General features: G+C 47.2%; 15 protein-coding genes and 1 pseudogene. 3 read left to right on the forward strand and 13 right to left on the reverse strand.

Going from position 1 to position 16465, the window contains the following annotated elements; all coding sequences use genetic code 11:
- Positions 1-82: 82 nt before the first annotated feature.
- From QT397_08525 to QT397_08540, 4 genes and pseudogenes are all read right to left on the reverse strand, one after another.
- Entirely contained in the window at positions 83-406 is a 324-nt protein-coding gene (locus QT397_08525; protein WNZ57366.1) for a hypothetical protein, read from the reverse strand.
- 654 nt (positions 407-1060) lie between these two features.
- Positions 1061-1318 (reverse strand): annotated as a pseudogene (locus QT397_08530) (energy transducer TonB).
- Positions 1319-1883: 565 nt separating this feature from the next.
- Positions 1884-2228: a hypothetical protein gene (locus QT397_08535; GenBank protein ID WNZ57367.1), complete on the reverse strand. Its 345-nt coding sequence runs from the start codon at positions 2226-2228 to the stop codon at positions 1884-1886.
- An 82-nt stretch (positions 2229-2310) separates the two neighbouring features.
- On the reverse strand, positions 2311-2745 hold the full coding sequence (locus QT397_08540; protein WNZ57368.1) for a hypothetical protein: 435 nt from the start codon (positions 2743-2745) through the stop codon (positions 2311-2313).
- Positions 2746-3067: 322 nt separating this feature from the next.
- On the opposite strand from QT397_08540, the gene QT397_08545 reads away from it, so the two are divergent.
- On the forward strand, positions 3068-4054 hold the full coding sequence (locus QT397_08545) for a transposase (protein WNZ57369.1): 987 nt from the start codon (positions 3068-3070) through the stop codon (positions 4052-4054).
- A gap of 441 nt (positions 4055-4495) precedes the next feature.
- On the opposite strand, the gene QT397_08550 is transcribed toward QT397_08545, so the two are convergent.
- Together QT397_08550 and QT397_08555 are read right to left on the reverse strand one after the other, a co-directional pair.
- Positions 4496-5299 carry an MAE_28990/MAE_18760 family HEPN-like nuclease gene (locus QT397_08550; protein ID WNZ57370.1) on the reverse strand — a complete coding sequence of 268 codons (804 nt, stop codon included), beginning with the start codon at positions 5297-5299 and terminating at the stop codon, positions 4496-4498.
- Entirely contained in the window at positions 5299-6381 is a 1083-nt protein-coding gene (locus QT397_08555; protein ID WNZ57371.1) for a DUF262 domain-containing protein, read from the reverse strand. The genes QT397_08550 and QT397_08555 overlap by 1 nt, the downstream gene beginning before the upstream one ends.
- Positions 6382-7232: 851 nt before the next feature.
- Here QT397_08555 and csrA (QT397_08560) point away from each other — a divergent pair.
- The gene (gene csrA, locus QT397_08560) at positions 7233-7421 is read left to right on the forward strand and encodes a carbon storage regulator CsrA (GenBank protein ID WNZ57372.1); all 189 of its coding nucleotides are present in this window, start codon (positions 7233-7235) and stop codon (positions 7419-7421) included.
- Positions 7422-7551: 130 nt separating this feature from the next.
- Here the strand turns inward: csrA (QT397_08560) and QT397_08565 are convergent, their stop codons facing one another.
- The gene (locus tag QT397_08565) at positions 7552-7806 is read right to left on the reverse strand and encodes a hypothetical protein (GenBank protein ID WNZ57373.1); all 255 of its coding nucleotides are present in this window, start codon (positions 7804-7806) and stop codon (positions 7552-7554) included.
- A 718-nt stretch (positions 7807-8524) separates the two neighbouring features.
- Here QT397_08565 and csrA (QT397_08570) point away from each other — a divergent pair.
- Positions 8525-8731 carry a carbon storage regulator CsrA gene (gene csrA, locus QT397_08570; protein WNZ57374.1) on the forward strand — a complete coding sequence of 69 codons (207 nt, stop codon included), beginning with the start codon at positions 8525-8527 and terminating at the stop codon, positions 8729-8731.
- Positions 8732-8814: 83 nt separating this feature from the next.
- Here the strand turns inward: csrA (QT397_08570) and QT397_08575 are convergent, their stop codons facing one another.
- From QT397_08575 to QT397_08600, 6 genes are all read right to left on the reverse strand, one after another.
- Positions 8815-9219: an ABZJ_00895 family protein gene (locus QT397_08575; GenBank protein ID WNZ57375.1), complete on the reverse strand. Its 405-nt coding sequence runs from the start codon at positions 9217-9219 to the stop codon at positions 8815-8817.
- Between the two features lie 96 nt (positions 9220-9315).
- Positions 9316-9939: a suppressor of fused domain protein gene (locus tag QT397_08580; protein WNZ57376.1), complete on the reverse strand. Its 624-nt coding sequence runs from the start codon at positions 9937-9939 to the stop codon at positions 9316-9318.
- A gap of 545 nt (positions 9940-10484) precedes the next feature.
- Positions 10485-13259, reverse strand: coding sequence for a valine--tRNA ligase (locus QT397_08585; GenBank protein ID WNZ57377.1), 2775 nt, complete (start codon positions 13257-13259; stop codon positions 10485-10487).
- 173 nt (positions 13260-13432) lie between these two features.
- A complete protein-coding gene (locus tag QT397_08590) occupies positions 13433-14233 on the reverse strand; it encodes a hypothetical protein (protein WNZ57378.1) in 801 nt (266 codons plus the stop codon).
- Positions 14234-14346: 113 nt separating this feature from the next.
- Positions 14347-14769 (reverse strand): DNA polymerase III subunit chi, encoded by a 423-nt coding sequence (locus QT397_08595; protein ID WNZ57379.1) that lies wholly within the window; start codon positions 14767-14769, stop codon positions 14347-14349.
- 129 nt (positions 14770-14898) lie between these two features.
- Entirely contained in the window at positions 14899-16365 is a 1467-nt protein-coding gene (locus QT397_08600) for a leucyl aminopeptidase (GenBank protein ID WNZ57380.1), read from the reverse strand.
- Positions 16366-16465 lie beyond the last annotated feature (100 nt).

The raw sequence follows: 16465 nt of genomic DNA on the forward strand, positions 1-16465 counted from the left end.
TTTATTGCGAATAGGTGGGCCAGCAGGATGGGTGGTATGGGGCCGGTAGCTAGAAACTACCGGCTACTCAATTTATGCCAAGTTATTTCTTGGTAGCCTTTACCCACGATTCGTCACTATTATGAATAAATAGCATACCATAAATTGAATTTTCTGATTTGATTTTGAACCATCCCCTTCCGCTAACCGGGTCATGCTCAGATGATCCCTCCCATGAAAAATCCACTTTAGTTGGGTGTTTTTCGTTGTCATAACGGCAGTCAATAAAACCATTTACTGTGCCAAACACAAACTGTCCTTGACCACCTTTCTCGAAATTGAAATAACCAGGTTCAACAAGATCAATATATTCTTGATCCCATTGTTCCATTTCAATAATCGCCCATTTACCAATAAAATTATTCATATTGGGGATCCTTTTTTTAACGCATAACGCCCCGCACAAGAGTAAACAAATAAGCGCAGCGTTTTGGCTGTCCTAGCGACCAAAGGGAGCGATTGCTGCGGTTTAGTACGCCCAGCGTGGGCGTGAACTAATGAGGTGAAAGTCCCCTGTAGGAAGATCATCGTTTAATGGGTTCCATTAAATGCTAACTATTAGCGAATGGCAACTACAACACAGCGAGGTCTTTTGGGGAGGAAGCCGCTAGCAAACGAGCTGACGAACAGAAACATCCTATAAGGCTTAGACTTGAGACTAGGTGTCCAAGGATACCGAAGCCATGTGATCTAACGGGCAGAGTCAATGATGCAGTTGTGTAGTAAAAGTTCACGTTCCTATCTGGGGGATCTGTTTAGCTTGCTGCTGTGAAGCTGTCAGTGTATCCGCTGACTCATAAGTTGGCCCAACCCGCTATCCACCATCACGGGGATAGAAAAAATGGTGGAACACAGCAGTGGCTCGGTCAGTAATGGCCGAGGTGATTAAGCAGAAGTCAGCCGACGGCATAGTAGTCTAATGAAGATCTGCTCGACACTATCGTTGGTGAGAGATTCATTATCGATAGGGAATCGTCCATTGCGGACCCGTACGATGGTGGTGGGGGCCGGTAGCTAGAAGCTACCGGCTATCCGGTTTAAGATATTTCTCTGACAATTTAAAGCTAGTAACCAGAATATAGTCTTTTAGGTAGACTGCCTGCCCATTTACTATGTGTGGGGCGAAAATACTCCCACTTACATTATATTTTGCCGCTTTAATGAAATCTTTGTTGGGACTGTAATCAACAACCCTGATGTTATTGGGTGCACCAGTTTCATCTATATCCACTTTAAGAATAACCCATCCTTCTTGACCTGCTTCAAGCATACTTTTGGGATATTTTCTCGGGGGGCATTAACTGGGCTTCCTAATGTCACTTCATTTTTGAATGAAGGGAGATTTTTCACAGGTAGCACTTCGATAGTGGTGCATCCTGTAAAAAATAAGATAAGTATCGAAGTGATAATTCTGATCTTCATATGCTTATTAACGCTATGTTCAGCGACACGATGGTGAGTGACTTGAATGACGTTGCAATGTAATGAAAGCATAATTCAAAGCGTGCAGTATCGTGTCCGATCCCAACATTGTGGTACGCCCAGCATGGGCGTGAGCTAATGGGGTGAAAGTCCCATGTAGGAGGATCACCATTTAATGGGTTCCATTAAATGCTAACTACTAGCGAATGGCAACTGCAACACCGTGAGATCTTGTGGGGAGGATCAGAAGTCGCTAGCAAACTACGAACTGACGAACAGAAACATCCTACAAGGCTTAGCTTGGTGGCGAGGTGGCGAGGTGGCGAGGTGGCGAGGTGGCTAAGGGCACCTAAGCCGAGTGATCTAGCGGCTAGAGTCAATCATGTAGCTGGGCATGATTCATGGGTGTCCTATTTGTGGCACTACAAGCCAGAATAACTTTGGTAAACCTCATGATCTTTGTAGCCTCCTTGCTCGTTTAAGTTGATATATATTTGAATGGTGCAGTCATAGAGTAGCCAAAGAAATATAGATTCAAATTTACAGTCAGCCTCATTTTCTCGTACGATGGCTTGATACCTAAAATAATGCTTGTCATAAGAGTGCGCAATGTTGGTTGAAGCTAAGTATTCTTCAATTACTTGCTGACTGTCGCCTTGCGAAAGATTTGCAGAAATACTCTTCTGTATTTTTTCGACTGTATTGAGGCTATTACCCCAAGCAGGATTACCAATTATTGCTAGTACTAATATGATAGCTACCTTCATTGCTCTTCCTTGAACGCCGAGTGCCATTTTTACCCGGTAGGCAAAGCACAGCTTTGACTGCCGGAACGTGTGAAATGCCTTGTTATACCTTTTCTAGTTTTAGGTAATGCCGACGAAACCAAAATTTAGGCTCCCTCTGAAAAATGGCCTCCCAAGAGAAAGACCTGAAGCCAAGTTCGCAAATACGTAGCCGCCAGCGCTCATTACTATCAAAGATGCCGAACTCCAAGAGGTCTTCACCTTCGACTGTGAGCTCTTCAATAAATCCGAATCTATCTGGTGTTGAAACACGATCTATGATGCTGCCATTTTTACCAAGCAGGCTATACCAATAACTTACACCATCGTAATAATCATAATTAGAAATCAGCAGAGTAAGATCACCATATGAATATTCATGGCGCAGTTCATCTCCCGGCAACACTAATTTACGTGTACCATCGGAAACCACAATAGAGTATTCTCCATCGGGTTGTTCTTTCCCATTTGCAGGGCTGTAACTGTAAGATTTCTTCAAGACCCTACCTAGCATAACGCCCATAGCTATGAGCAGTTTGTAGTGAGGAACGATCGGATAACTGGCCCGCCAGCCTGCGCATGGTGCGCCCAGCATGGGCGTGAGCTAATGGGGTAAAATCCCCTGTAGGAAGATCACCACTTAATGACTGCATTAAATGCCAACTACCAGAGAATGGCAACTGCAACATCGTGAGGTTTGTGGGACGGTGTTAATCCTGGACACCCACCAAATAGAAAGTATAAACCGCCATCCCTATTGACAAAAGATTGAAATCCCACAAAATGCTGTATGTTTATACAGATAAATGCGCGTGCAGCCGATGACTCTACCGCGAAGCACCCAGATATCTCTTGATGCAACACCGTACTATCACTGTGTCTCCCGCTGTGTACGGCGTGCATTTCTCTGTGGCAGAGATACTGAATCCGGAAAAGATTACGAGCATCGGCGCGAATGGATTGAAAGCCGTATGCATAAGTTAGCCGAGGTGTTTGCGCTAGATATTGCCGCCTATGCAGTAATGAGTAATCACTACCATATAGTGCTCTATATCGACACAAAATCGGCTAACAAGTGGTCTCTTACAGAGGTAATTACTCGCTGGCAAAAGCTATTCAAGGCTTCCAGCTTATCTCAGCGCTATCTTCAGGGCGATACTCTCGATCACGCTGAGGAAGACAGGCTAAAAGAGGTCGTTTCCCTATGGCGGGAGCGTCTAATGGATATCAGCTGGTTTATGCGCTGTTTAAACGAATCTATCGCCCGCCAGGCCAATGCTGAAGACAACTGTACCGGCCGTTTTTGGGAAGGCCGGTTTAAGTCTCAGGCTTTACTGGATGAAAGAGCACTCGCCGCCTGTATGGCCTATGTAGACCTTAACCCCATCCGTGCCAATATTGCCAAGACACCTGAAGAGTCTGATTACACTTCGATTCAACAGCGTATTCGTGCGGCAGTCTCAGGTAAGCAGCCCAAAAATCTCCTTCCGTTTGTCGGCGGTGAGCGTTTGAATATGCCGAAAGGGCTACCTTTCCAGCTGGATCACTATTTGGAGCTAGTGGACTGGAGCGGCCGGCATTTAGACCCCAGAAAACGAGGTTGTATTGCCGAAAACACGCCGCCTATTCTGGAGCGGCTCGGTATTTCACCCAAGTACTGGCTCTATCTCAGCCGGAATTTTGAAAGCCGCCTTAAAGGCTTGGTGGGGTCTGCAGAGGCGGTACAACAAGCTTGTACGCAACTCAATAAACGCTGGGTACACGGTATAAGCGACTGTCGGCGCCTCCTCTCAGCTACACCCTGCTAATCTACCCCGTCCTCAAGTACTCAACAGCACGATTACCGCCCTTTGATCGAAAAACAGCGATCCCAATAGCCTGAAGACCAATTCCAAGTATTTAATCTCCTTTACCTGTAAACCAAAGAGAAAGAGCCGCCAGAGAGGGAGGTAGTTTTATTGCCGGCACCACCTCCCAGTCTTTGGCTGTCCTAGATCTTCTTTCAGAGAGGGAGGTAGTTCTATTGCCGGCACCACCTCCCAGTCTTTGGCTGTCCTAGATCTTCCGCCGCTGACTCATAAATAGGCGTAACCCACCAGCTACCACCTGGGGGTGGAAAAAATGGTGGAACACAGCAGCATCGTTGGGTAGGGATTCATTGCGGATAGGGGATCGCCCATTACGGCCCCGTATGATGGATAGGGCGTGGACCGGTAGCTAGAAACTACCGGCTACCTGATTTAGCCATACTAGGAGACTTCCACCTTGTCTGAAATAGTACTGGCAATAAGTTGTACCAAACCTAGCTGCAGGTATACGATCTTATTTTTTCTCGACTCCAATACGTTAACACTCTCACCATTTTCAAAGTCATTTCCATGTGCAACTTCGTGCCTCTTCTGATTTATTTCATCTAGAAACACTTGCCATAAAGTTCTTTCTTTAGATTTATTTTTGCTGGTCTGAATCCCAAGCGCTTCTTTAGTGCATGGATAAGGAAAATTATTTGTGCTAGCTTTTAGATATTGCTTGGATACACTTATTTTATTTTCTAACTCCTTGTCTGACTCAGAAAATACTTCATCTAGCGTTGACTTGTGTAGTTTGGTGAAAACATCATTTACCCCAAAGTTTTCAAAAATTGTCTTTATTACATCCGGTTTGGGGTTTTTATTTGAGGATTTCAAAAATGGCTCATGGCTAATCTTCCCTCCTACTTCACAAAATTTTTCAATTAATTTCTTTAGCTTTGATTCATAATTTCCATTCACTTCATGTTGCTCACCCAAGTATTTTCTGCAGTATGTACGCTGCATGGCAATGGAGAGGTTGCCAAATGCAAGTTCTTGATTGACGTCTCTTACAATTGCTTTCACTAAATCCTTGGTGAATCCTTCTAGGTGGGCAACAATCAATACAGTTATCGATCTACAAAGAGCGTTATAAAGTTCGGAATTGGATTCTTCATGTTTTTTTGCCTCATTCAATAAAGTGTCTACTTCCTTCCATTTTTCATCTAATTGCTCTACGAAATCTAAAAGATAAGTAGACATTACTTTACTGCCTCGAGACCTTTGCTAATACGGGTGGCTAATTTGGAGACATCATTCACGCTACCTTCAACTGATGAAAAATATTCCTGATCATTAAATAGTTCTCTAAAGCTTTCTAAGTTTAAAGGTATATCTTTTTTAGAGTTAACAACTGCTAAAACTAATGAATCGAACACTGCAGCATTGAATTTTGACATTCGCTTTAATTGATTTTCTTCACTCTTATATTTTGCAAAAGGGGCTTCATCATTGGCTGCATTTATATGAGAGAAAGCATCTTCAAAATCATGCCTCATTTCATCAATTGTGCTCTGATCGAAAGAGTTAAATTCTTGCATCTTCTCGGTCAGAAATGATTTAAACCCGCCCCTATATTCTTTGTAACCATTTTCATGTGAGATCGCGAAGAACCTTAAAACCAATTCTTCATCTTCCATTTTCTTGACTCTTTTACCTTCCGGATCAAGTTGGCATGCGGCAACGAAATTTTGGTTTTTTGCTAGTTCCTTTATGAGTTGCTTAAAAGGCCCACGACATGTTGCATTTCTTAATTCCTGTGGCTCTAATTTCACTGAGCCAGAATTTAATCGTTCAAAAATATCATATTTGACTTGCCCATCAAGAGTAGAGTCTATACGTAAACACCTGATGGTTCTCTCTTCTAGTCGTCTAACTAAAAATGGTGGAAGATCTCTATAGTAGGCGTTGTTTAGGTCTGTTAAAACGTCAAGCCCCTGCAAGCAATATTTGTTTTTGAAGAAACCATGCACAGCAGTTAGTCTTTGTTGGCCGTCAATAACGGAATAGCGAGCAATATCATCATCAACATCGTCATCGACATCAACATCCTGAGATATATAAACGAAAGGTACAGGGATATTTAAAATTAAACTTTCAATCAATCTAGAGGAAAAGTCATCTGTCCAGCGATGGTTTCTCTGATACTCAGGATTTAGTTTGATTATATTCTTATCTATTTTTTTTACTAACGTTTCCAAGTCATACTCAATAGTTTGAGTTCTAACTGTTCTTTCTTTAGCTTTCTTTTGGAGGATTTCCAGCTTTTCTTTTAATCCTGTCATGTCTTCCTCTTAACAATGATATTAGAATTGAATACATGGAGGCTAACAATGTATTCAAAAGCGGCAGCATTATATCACCAGTCAATATATCCCAAGAGGAGAAAACCCCTCTCGTCAGAAAAAACATATAAATCAGTATGTTAGCCTGAACTGGTGGGAAATTATTCTAGTGGATATATTGCGACTGTTCTTGATATCTGTCATTAAGAGTGCAGTAAAACAACAATATGTATATAAAATCAGCAAAATGAAGCCGCTGGGGAGGATCTATTGTTTCTGGGTAAAACGAAAGGCATGGAAGAGTACCAGTCTTAACGACCATTTTAATACGCAACTGAAAATTATCAAAGCGTGAGCAGCGAAAAATATAGGCACAGAAATAATCTTATTGGATTTTATTCAGTTTGTTTTAGTGTCAAAGCTGCGTAAAATCGGTGGATATTTATTGGTATTTGGGCCGTCATTAAACAGACTTCTAAAAGCCGATGACCAAGTGATTCGAGAATTCCCTAAAAACCATTCCCTCAAAGGAGAACGGTAGCGTGACGTAAGAGTAAGTAAAAGGCGCTGACCCAAGGTGCGCTAACACCTGGGGCCAGCTAACCAAATTGATAATCGACCTATCAAAATGGCTATATGGATCATACGCTAGAAACCCGCTCGTCTTCAATAAAGTGGAGTTCATTCAGTAGTTTGGGGCATGTTCCCTGGCTCTGGAAGTGTTGCGTCTGCCTTTTCTACCTCTATGCCTACCGTTCTCGCGCTCCACCTGATGCTTCCTTAACAGTTACTTTCAAATCCTTCCATTAAGGGAGGTCTACGCATGGTTTGAGTATTAATAGGAAACAAATATGTTGATCTTAAAGCGCCGAACGGGTGAAAACTTACGGATTGGAGCGAATGTCTCAATTACGGTGTTAGAAGTTAAGGGTAATCAGGTAAAGATAGGCATACGTGCTCCCAAATCTCTACCCGTTCACCGTGAGGAAATCTATAGACGTTTGCAAAAGGAGGGGGTGTTGGGGGATGGAGTTGGTTGAGATTACGAAGCGCCCTAAGCAAGGGCGCGCGTTGGCGAGTCCAGTCCGCTGGGCGATCTAATAACTGGCAGATGGAGCGTATCGTAAGCTGCCCGACGCGTGTCTTTCACGCGTGAAGTTTATTAGCTTGTTATAAGCTACCATGTACCTCTCTCTTATTTTCAAGATCTTCACCACAAAATGGGCAGTATCTTATAAGGAGGTGATGAGAGCACATCTGTGAGCCAACTTCCCCTTCATAACCATCCTCAATATCAAATTCAGTTGCAGATTGCCACTGCGAAAGAACCCAACCCCATGCCACCCGATTAATTTTTTGATAGAAAATTTCAGCATCTTCGTACTGATTTTGTCTACAACAATGCTTTAATTTTTCTTTACTCATATGGATTTATAACGCCTTTGTAATGGGCAGCCTTGTGGCGAAGACACGCTTAAGGTCGGCCAGTCCGAAGGACGATCGTCGACAAACTTGTTATAAATCGTTGCTAAGTACAAGTGAATGAAAACGTTAACCGACAATCTATGTGTTTTAGCAATTGGTTCACAATATTTGGGGCTTCCCATATTTCAGTATCACTGCCAGTAGATATCGAAAGAAATATATCACACGACTCTGCGGCAATTTGGTATTTACTAAAGAAAGCCACTATTTCTGCCATGGTATCTTCATTCAGAGGAATACGTCCCACAAAGCAAGGATTCTTGAAATGTGCCCGATACTTTGACAGCTTAACCTCATGGACGAGATTGCCAGCTTGCTCCTCTGTTAACTCCAGAAACCGAAAGCTAACATAGTCTTTAAAATGATAATCTCGATGATTTGACATATTTTAGGTTTATAAAGTTTATATAGTAATCATTCTGACTATTATTATCATGATTACCATCCTGGGATCAATCTTACGAAGAAGTGCGTAAAAATTTCGAGGAATTAATAAATCACATGCAAGTCCGAATTCTTGCTCCAGATGCGTAAATGATCACTTTGCCCACTATCCCCAATAAATAGACTTTCTTTAACTCATTTCCTTAAAAGTTACTTTCAAATCCTTCCATTAAGGGAGGTCTACGCATGGTTTGAGTGTTAATAGGAAGCAAATATGTTGATCTTAAAGCGCCGGACGGGTGAAAACTTACGGATTGGATCGAACGTCTCAATTACGGTATTGGAAGTTAAGGGTAATCAGGTAAAGATAGGCATACGTGCTCCCAAATCTCTACCCGTTCACCGTGAGGAAATCTATAGACGTTTGCAAAAGGAGGGGGTGTTGGGGGATGGAGTTGGTTGGGATTACGGAGCGCCCTAGGCAAGGGTGTGCGTTGGCGTGTTCAGTAGGGAAGGCAAAACCAAAGCGAAGCGGCGGTTTTGGCGTCCCTCTGGCTGGTCTTCTTAACTCTCTATGATGCCTTGCTTAATTAGTGTTTTTTTCGCAAACCCTACGAAGAAATAGATAGCGACTGCATGAATAGCTCCGATAATTGCAACTGAGAGCAAAAGAACTGAACCGCTTGTTTCATGACCAGATTCGGAAAGTGCGATAGCCCCGAAAATAGCTTGAATAACTACGTTAATAGTGATGAGGACAATTACTACCCTGGTTTTTTCACTTTTATTGAAATAGCGGCGATTCTTATTAGCAAAAGAAGAGCATACCCAAAATATCGAGCCCATTAATATTCCGAAATTTACGCCGCTATTACTGTCAACGCCAAAGTAGTTAAGTGTAAATCCTACGATGAAAATTAGTGTTATATAAGTTAAAGCGAACCTGGTTAATACTCCTCGAATGCTCATTACTTCTCCTTGTGTAGTTGATGCCCTCAGCATGAGCGAGGAGCGCGGCGACGAGTGCAGCTGGATGGGCGTTTATGGCCGAACTCGTTATATGATTTATGCCACACTTTCTCGTTCCTTACTTGTGACCAATCCACCTGTGTTACTAATTATTTTTTGTCTTATCTCATCAGATGATGTTTCTTTTGCGGCCTCTAATTCTGATGGTGTGATACCCACAACCTGAATAAGATCGACTGCTCCAGATTTAATGGCAAAGTTTTCTGGGAAATTCACAGGGTGAGTAAACATCATCGTTTTTATGGAAGTAGAAAGTGCAAGGGGAACACGGTGCCCATAATAAAGGGGCGGAAAATTGCCCATCTGACCGGAAATGAGAAGTAAATTATAAGCCATTAAGGTTTGTAAAACTCCAATTGCCCAATCCGCCTCTTCGTTTGTTTCCATGACAAACTCTACGCCCAATCCAGAAAACCCTTCTGGCTCCTCAGTCTCCCAAGGGTTGGACATACCAGATGTAACATAAGCCCAGGTATTCCTTGTTTCGGATGGCTGACTCTTGAAAACTCCATGCGTTAACCAGCGAGGATCAACAGCCTTAGCATTCATGCGATCAAAGGTTTCGTTTGATAAAGTATAAATTCCGGGTCCTAGATCACCAAATATTCCCCTGTATATTGTTTCTTCTCGTTCTTTCCAGGAGTCTTCAAGGAAGCTCATACTTTTTCCTTCACATAATATTTATATAGTAATCAATCTGACCACTATTATCATGATTATGATCCTGGAATCAATCTAGCGAAGAAATGCGTAAAACCTTGAGGAATTAATAAATCACACAAGCTTGAACTCTTGTCCCAAATACAAAAATGATCACTTTGCCCACTATCCCCACTGAATAGACTTTCTCTAACTCCCTAGACCTTTGAATCTATCAGGATCTTTATAAGAAATAATATTCAAGCCGATTGAAAATCATATTGATTTCTTATCTGGTACTCAGGAGGGTCGAATGATTGAGCGTAGCTTGAAGCGTTTTAGCGCGCTTTAGGTCGTATACCACTTGGGTAAAGCTGTTTTTGGAGCTGACAAACCCATAAGCGATGCAGGTACATTGAGCACATACTCGGGTTCTGAAGTTGATAGAAAATCGAAAGGCACTAGGGCAAGAAGGGGTTACTTGATTTATATCAAAAAAAGAAAAGGGGCAGAGCCCCCTTTTTTAAGTCAGATCCGTTTTTTATCGGAGCGGATTACCAGCACCATTAAAGGTTGCTGATTTCTTCAAGTTGCTGTTGCAGACGCTCGTGAGCACCTTTCATTTCTGCAAGCTTGTCCTTCTCCTTGGCAACAACGGCTTCGGGGGCTTTGTCTACAAACTTGGGATTGTTGAGTTTGCCTTCAACTCGTGCGAGTTCTTTGGAAAGTTTATCAATCTCTTTTTGTAGACGGGCGCTCTCGGCTTTAACGTCGATCAGGCCAGCCATGGGTACCAGCAATTCCATATCGCCTACCAGTGCCGTGGCGGAGGCGGGGGCCGCTTCTCCACTTTCCAGCCAGGTGATTTCTTCGAGGCTCGCCAGTTTGGTCAGTAGGCTGCGGGCTTGCTCCAGCAGTTCTTTGTCTCGGCTGGAACCGCCGCGCAGGATCAGTGGGATTTTCTTCGCTGGGGAAATATTCATTTCACCGCGAATATTACGCACGCCTTCAATAACCTGCTTCAACCAGGCAACAGCCGCTTCCGCTTCTTCGTCGATCTTGCTGTTATCGGCTTCCGGGTACTGCTGCAGCATAATGGTGTCACCGTTGGAGCCGGCGAGGGTTTTTACACGCTGCCAGATTTCTTCGGTGATAAACGGCATCAGCGGGTGAGCCAGGCGCAAGATGGTTTCCAGTACGCGGATCAGGGTGCGGCGGGTGCCTTTCTTCACTGCGTCGGACGCGTTGTCGTCCCACAGTACCGGTTTGGACAGTTCCAGGTACCAGCTGCAGTACTCGCTCCAGATAAAGTCGTACAGGGCCTGGGAGGCGAGGTCGAAGCGGTAGGTGTCCATCGCTTCGCGTACGGTGATTTCGGTGCGCTGCAGTTGGGAAATAATCCAGCGGTCGGCGATGGTCAGTTCAAAATCGGTGCTGCCATCTTGTCCGCAATCGTGCTCTTCGCAGTTTTGCAGTACGTAGCGGGAGGCATTCCAGATCTTGTTACAGAAGTTGCGGAAGCCTTCAATACGGCCCACATCAAACTTGATGTCGCGGCCGGTGGAAGCCAGCGAGTAGTAGGTGTAGCGCAGGGCATCGGTACCAAAAGCAGAGAAGCCTTCGGGGAAGTCCTTGCGGGTTTGCTTTTCGATCTTCTCGCGTAGGTGAGGTTGCATCAGACCAGAGGTGCGCTTCTCTACCAGGGGTTCCAGGTCGATACCGTCGATCAGGTCGATAGGATCGATCACGTTGCCCTTGGATTTGGACATCTTCTGGCCGTGGTTGTCGCGCACCAGGCCGTGTACGTACACGGTGTTAAACGGTACTTCTTTCTTGAAGTAGAGGGTCAGCATCATCATGCGCGCGACCCAGAAGAAAATAATATCAAAGCCGGTGACCAGTACGGAGCTGGGGTGGAAGGCTTTCAGTTCTTCGGTATCTTCTGGCCAGCCCAAGGTGCCGAAGGTCCACAGGCCGGAGGAGAACCAGGTGTCGAGTACGTCGTCGTCCTGGCGCAGGCTGATGTCGGCGCTCAGGTTGTGCTTGTCGCGCACTTCCTCTTCGCTGCGGCCAACATAGACTTTGCCTTCGTTGTCGTACCAGGCGGGGATGCGGTGGCCCCACCACAGCTGGCGGGAAATACACCAGTCCTGGATATCGCGCATCCAGGAGAAATACATGTTTTCGTAGTTTTTCGGTACGAACTCAACGCGGCCATCTTCAACGGCGGCGATGGCTTCATCGGCCAGGGGCTGGGTTTTTACGTACCATTGATCGGTGAGCCAGGGCTCGATCACGGCGCCGGAGCGATCGCCGTGAGGTACCTTGAGGGTGTGGGGCTCTACTTTTTCCAGCAGGCCGAGGGCGTCCAGGTCATCGACAATCTGGGTGCGCGCGGCAAAGCGCTCCATGCCCCGGTATTTTTCCGGCACTGCGTCGTTCAGGTGGGCGTCGGCATCGAGGATGTTGATCATCTCGAGGTTGTGGCGCTGGCCCATTTCGTAGTCGTTGAAGTCGTGGGCTGGGGTGATTTTTACACAGCCGGTGCCGAATTCACGATCGACGTATTCGTCGGCAATAATCGGGATTTCGCGATCCGCCAGGGGCAATTTGATGGTCTTGCCAATCAGGTGCTGGTAGCGCTCATCTTCCGGGTGTACGGCTACGGCGGTATCGCCGAGCATGGTTTCCGGGCGGGTAGTGGCAACTACCAAGTGGCCGGAGCCGTCGGAGAGCGGGTAGCGGAAGTGCCACAGGTGACCCTGCTTTTCTTCGTTTAATACTTCGAGGTCTGAGATCGCAGTGTGGAATTTCGGGTCCCAGTTCACCAGGCGCTTGCCGCGATAAATCAGGCCGTCTTCATACAGTTTGATAAAGACTTCCTGCACTGCTTTGTAGAAGCCGTCGTCCATGGTGAAGCGTTCGCGGGACCAGTCGGGGCTGGCACCGAGGCGACGCAGCTGGCGGGTAATGGTGCCGCCGGACTCTTCCTTCCACTCCCAGACTTTCTCAATAAACTTGTCGCGGCCCAGGTCGTGGCGGGATACGCCTTCGGCGCCCAGCAGGCGCTCTACCACCATCTGGGTGGCGATACCGGCATGGTCGGTGCCCACTTGCCACAGGGTGTTGTCTCCCTGCATGCGGTGGTAGCGAATCAGGGCGTCCATGATGGACTCCTGGAAACCGTGGCCCATATGCAGGCTGCCGGTGACGTTCGGCGGCGGGATCATAATGCTGTAGGGTTTGGCCTCAGTATCCCCGGAAGGCTTGAAGTAGCCGTTCTCCTCCCAGGTTTTGTACCACTGCTGTTCGATGGCGTTGGGCTGGTATGTTTTGTCCATGCGGGCGGGAAACCTTGTGTTTAACTGACTGCGTGCACAGCGTTTTGGCTCAGGATAGTCTGGTGCTTGCTCGGGCTGCGCGGAAAAGGCGGCAATTATACCGCCGGGGTCTGGTGGGCAAAAGGCGGTATTTGAGCTTAGGGAGTTATTCAGAGGCTCCCTTAGGCCGTCTCTTAATCCCAAACGCCGAGCTCGTCGACCACGTGTTCTATTTGGGCGCGCAGGCGGCGCTCCAGTTTAGGCAGTTGCTGGGCGACGAGTTGCTCGATCAATTCCTGGCGCTGGCGCTCTTTGGCGGAGGGCTCAGGAGCTGCGGCCGGATCTTCTTCGGCGGCTTGGGCCTCAGTGCTTGGAAGTTCAGCTTCTTCCTTTACTTCAGGGGCCGGGGCCACTGTTGCTGGGGCTTCTGTTTCCGGGGGCACTGTTGCTTCGGTTACTTGGGTATTTTCTTCAACTGGCAGGGGCCGTCCACCGGTGAGGCGGGAGCGAATATGATTTGGCAGAAATGGGTTTTCCGCCCGGGGCTCCGGCTGCGGTTCGGGCTCTCTCTCCAGTTCGGCCTCTGGGAAATCTTCAACTTTGGTTTCCTGGGAAATCTGCTCTAACGGTGTTTCAACCGGTTTATCTTCAACGGGCTCTTCTTCGATTTGCCCGGTTTCTGCGGAAGTCTGTGGTTCTTCATCCTCTACAGCCAGCTCTTGAAGCGGGCGCAATAGAGCCAGGTCAGACTCTGCCAGCGACAGGGATTGCTGGGCCAGCATCTCTTCTTCAACCGGTGAAAATAAAATCGGCAAGTCGATATCTTCCAGTGAGGTATCGATATTTTCGAACTCACTGGTAGCTGGTGTCCCACTGGGTTTTGGTATGTCGGCAATAGTGGGAAGAGTGGGGGGCTCAGGGGTTACAGGATTACCCTGCTTGGCCACCTGGCTGAGCACGGGGATTTCTTCATTGTTCTCGTCGGTGACAAGCAAGTTGTGCAGTGAATTAAGTTCATCCAGAAATTCACTGGGCTGCTTGCGCTGCTGTCCGCGTTGCTTGTGTTTGTTTTTTTGCCGGACATGACTCTCGGACGTAGTTAGAGGCTCTAATTGATCTTATGGGATTGTAACGGATATCCGCGATCGCGGAAGTGACCAAATCGCAATCGGGACCGTTTTAATGGTTCCGGTTGTTGGATAACAACTTCTGCCAAGCGTTCAAAGCGGCTAAACCACTTGGGTACTTTGGAGCAGAGATTGATCAGTAAGCCGTGGTGATCTGCGGGGTCTTCGCCACTGTTAATTTCTATTTGCGCCTGTTGGTTTTCAGTTTGTGGGGCGTGGGGCAGGAAACTGTCCTCGCGAAATGTCCACAGCAGTTGATCCATCTGCTCCGCCCGTTGCGGGTCGTCCACCGCGATTAATACACGCATACCCGCGCGGAAGGCTTTCTCAGCCAGGCGGCAGGCAAAAACATCGGCGTGTTCCGGTTGGTCGGAAGAGAGAATATAGAAATCAATGCGAGTCATTACAGATACTGGTCAAATAATCCCGGCCATATTGATACGCTGCCAAAAACAAAAGCGGCCCATTAATCAATGGACCGCCCGGCGCGCCGGGCACCGATGGTGCCGGCGGCTATTGTGCGCTTTGGCTACTTATTTGCCCAGTAGATATTCAACCAGTAGGGGAACCGGACGGCCGGTTGCACCTTTCTGTGCGCCGGACTTCCAGGCACTACCGGCAATATCCATATGTGCCCATTTGTAGTCTTTGGCAAAACGCGCCAGGAAACAGGCAGCGGTTACTGAACCGGCTTCGCGCCCACCGATATTTTGGATATCGGCAAAATTGGAATCCAGGGAGGACTGGTACTCGTCCCACAGCGGCATTTGCCATGCGCGGTCGCCAGTAGTTTCGCCAGCCTGGAGAAGGCTCTTGGCCAGTTCTTCGTTATTGGCGTAGAGACCGGTGGCGTGATGGCCCAGGGCGATAACACAGGCACCGGTGAGGGTGGCGATATCAATCACTGCGCTGGGCTTGAACTTGGCTGCGTAGGTGATCGTATCGCACAGAACCAGGCGGCCTTCGGCATCGGTGTTGAGGATTTCGATGGTTTTGCCGGACATGGAAGTCACAACATCACCGGGCTTGCTGGCGCCGCCGCTGGGCATATTTTCAGCAGCGGCAACCAGGCCTACTACGTTGATAGAAGGCTGCAGTTCAACCAGGGCGTTCATTACGCCGAAGACACTGGCGGCACCGCCCATGTCGTATTTCATTTCGTCCATAGCCTGGCCCGGCTTGATGCTGATGCCGCCGCTATCGAAGGTGATGCCTTTACCGACCAATACCACAGGTTTTTCGCTGGCCTTGCCACCTTTGTAGTTCATGGCAATCAGCGCGGGGGGCTCGTCGCTGCCTTTGGAGACGCTGAGGAAAGCACCCATGCCCAGGGCTTTCATTTTCTTTTCGTCCAGCACGCTGGTGGTGAGCTTTGCATGTTTTTTAGCCAGCGCCTTCGCCTGGGCAACCAGGTAGTTGGGGGTACAAATATTGCCTGGGAGATCCCCCAAATCACGGGCGACATTGCTGCCCAGTGCTTGAGCGGCACCCACTTCCATGCCGCCTTGAATAGCTTTCAGCTGCTTTTTCTCTGGAGCGTGGATGGTAAATTTCGCCAGGGGCAGGGGCTTTGCATCGGTGCGGGACAGGGTGTAGCGATAGCTTGCCAGGCCGGCGGCCATGGCGATTTGCTGTGCTTTCCAGCGATTATCGGCACCTTCAACCTCTACTTCGCACAGGTAGCTCGCGGCCTCTTTAAAGTTCTTTACCCCATTGGCACTGCTGGCTGCCAGCTTGCGGAATTCCGCCTGGCTGATGGTGCCTTTACCGGTGCGTACGACCAGAACGCGCTCGCTGGGAACGTCGATAAGATTGATCAGCTGGATGCTGCCGGATTTGGCCCCCAAGTCCCCGCGCTTGAGGATTTTTGCAATCATTCCCCCGGTCAATTTATCCAGGCTTTTTCCACTTTCGCTGAGGTTATTTTTGGCATCTGCTGAAATAATAGAGCAGGCACTGCGTTGTTTACTGATATCTGCAACCTTGGCGGAGAACTGCATTTTTCGCTTTCCTTAAAATCTGACAATAGATTGCATGTCTCTAGGCCGAGACATAGCAAGAATTTTTAGTGATAATGCGTCGCACAAGTTTAACCCGCCT

The sequence above is a fragment of the Microbulbifer sp. MKSA007 genome, from assembly GCA_032615215.1.
GTDB lineage: Bacteria > Pseudomonadota > Gammaproteobacteria > Pseudomonadales > Cellvibrionaceae > Microbulbifer.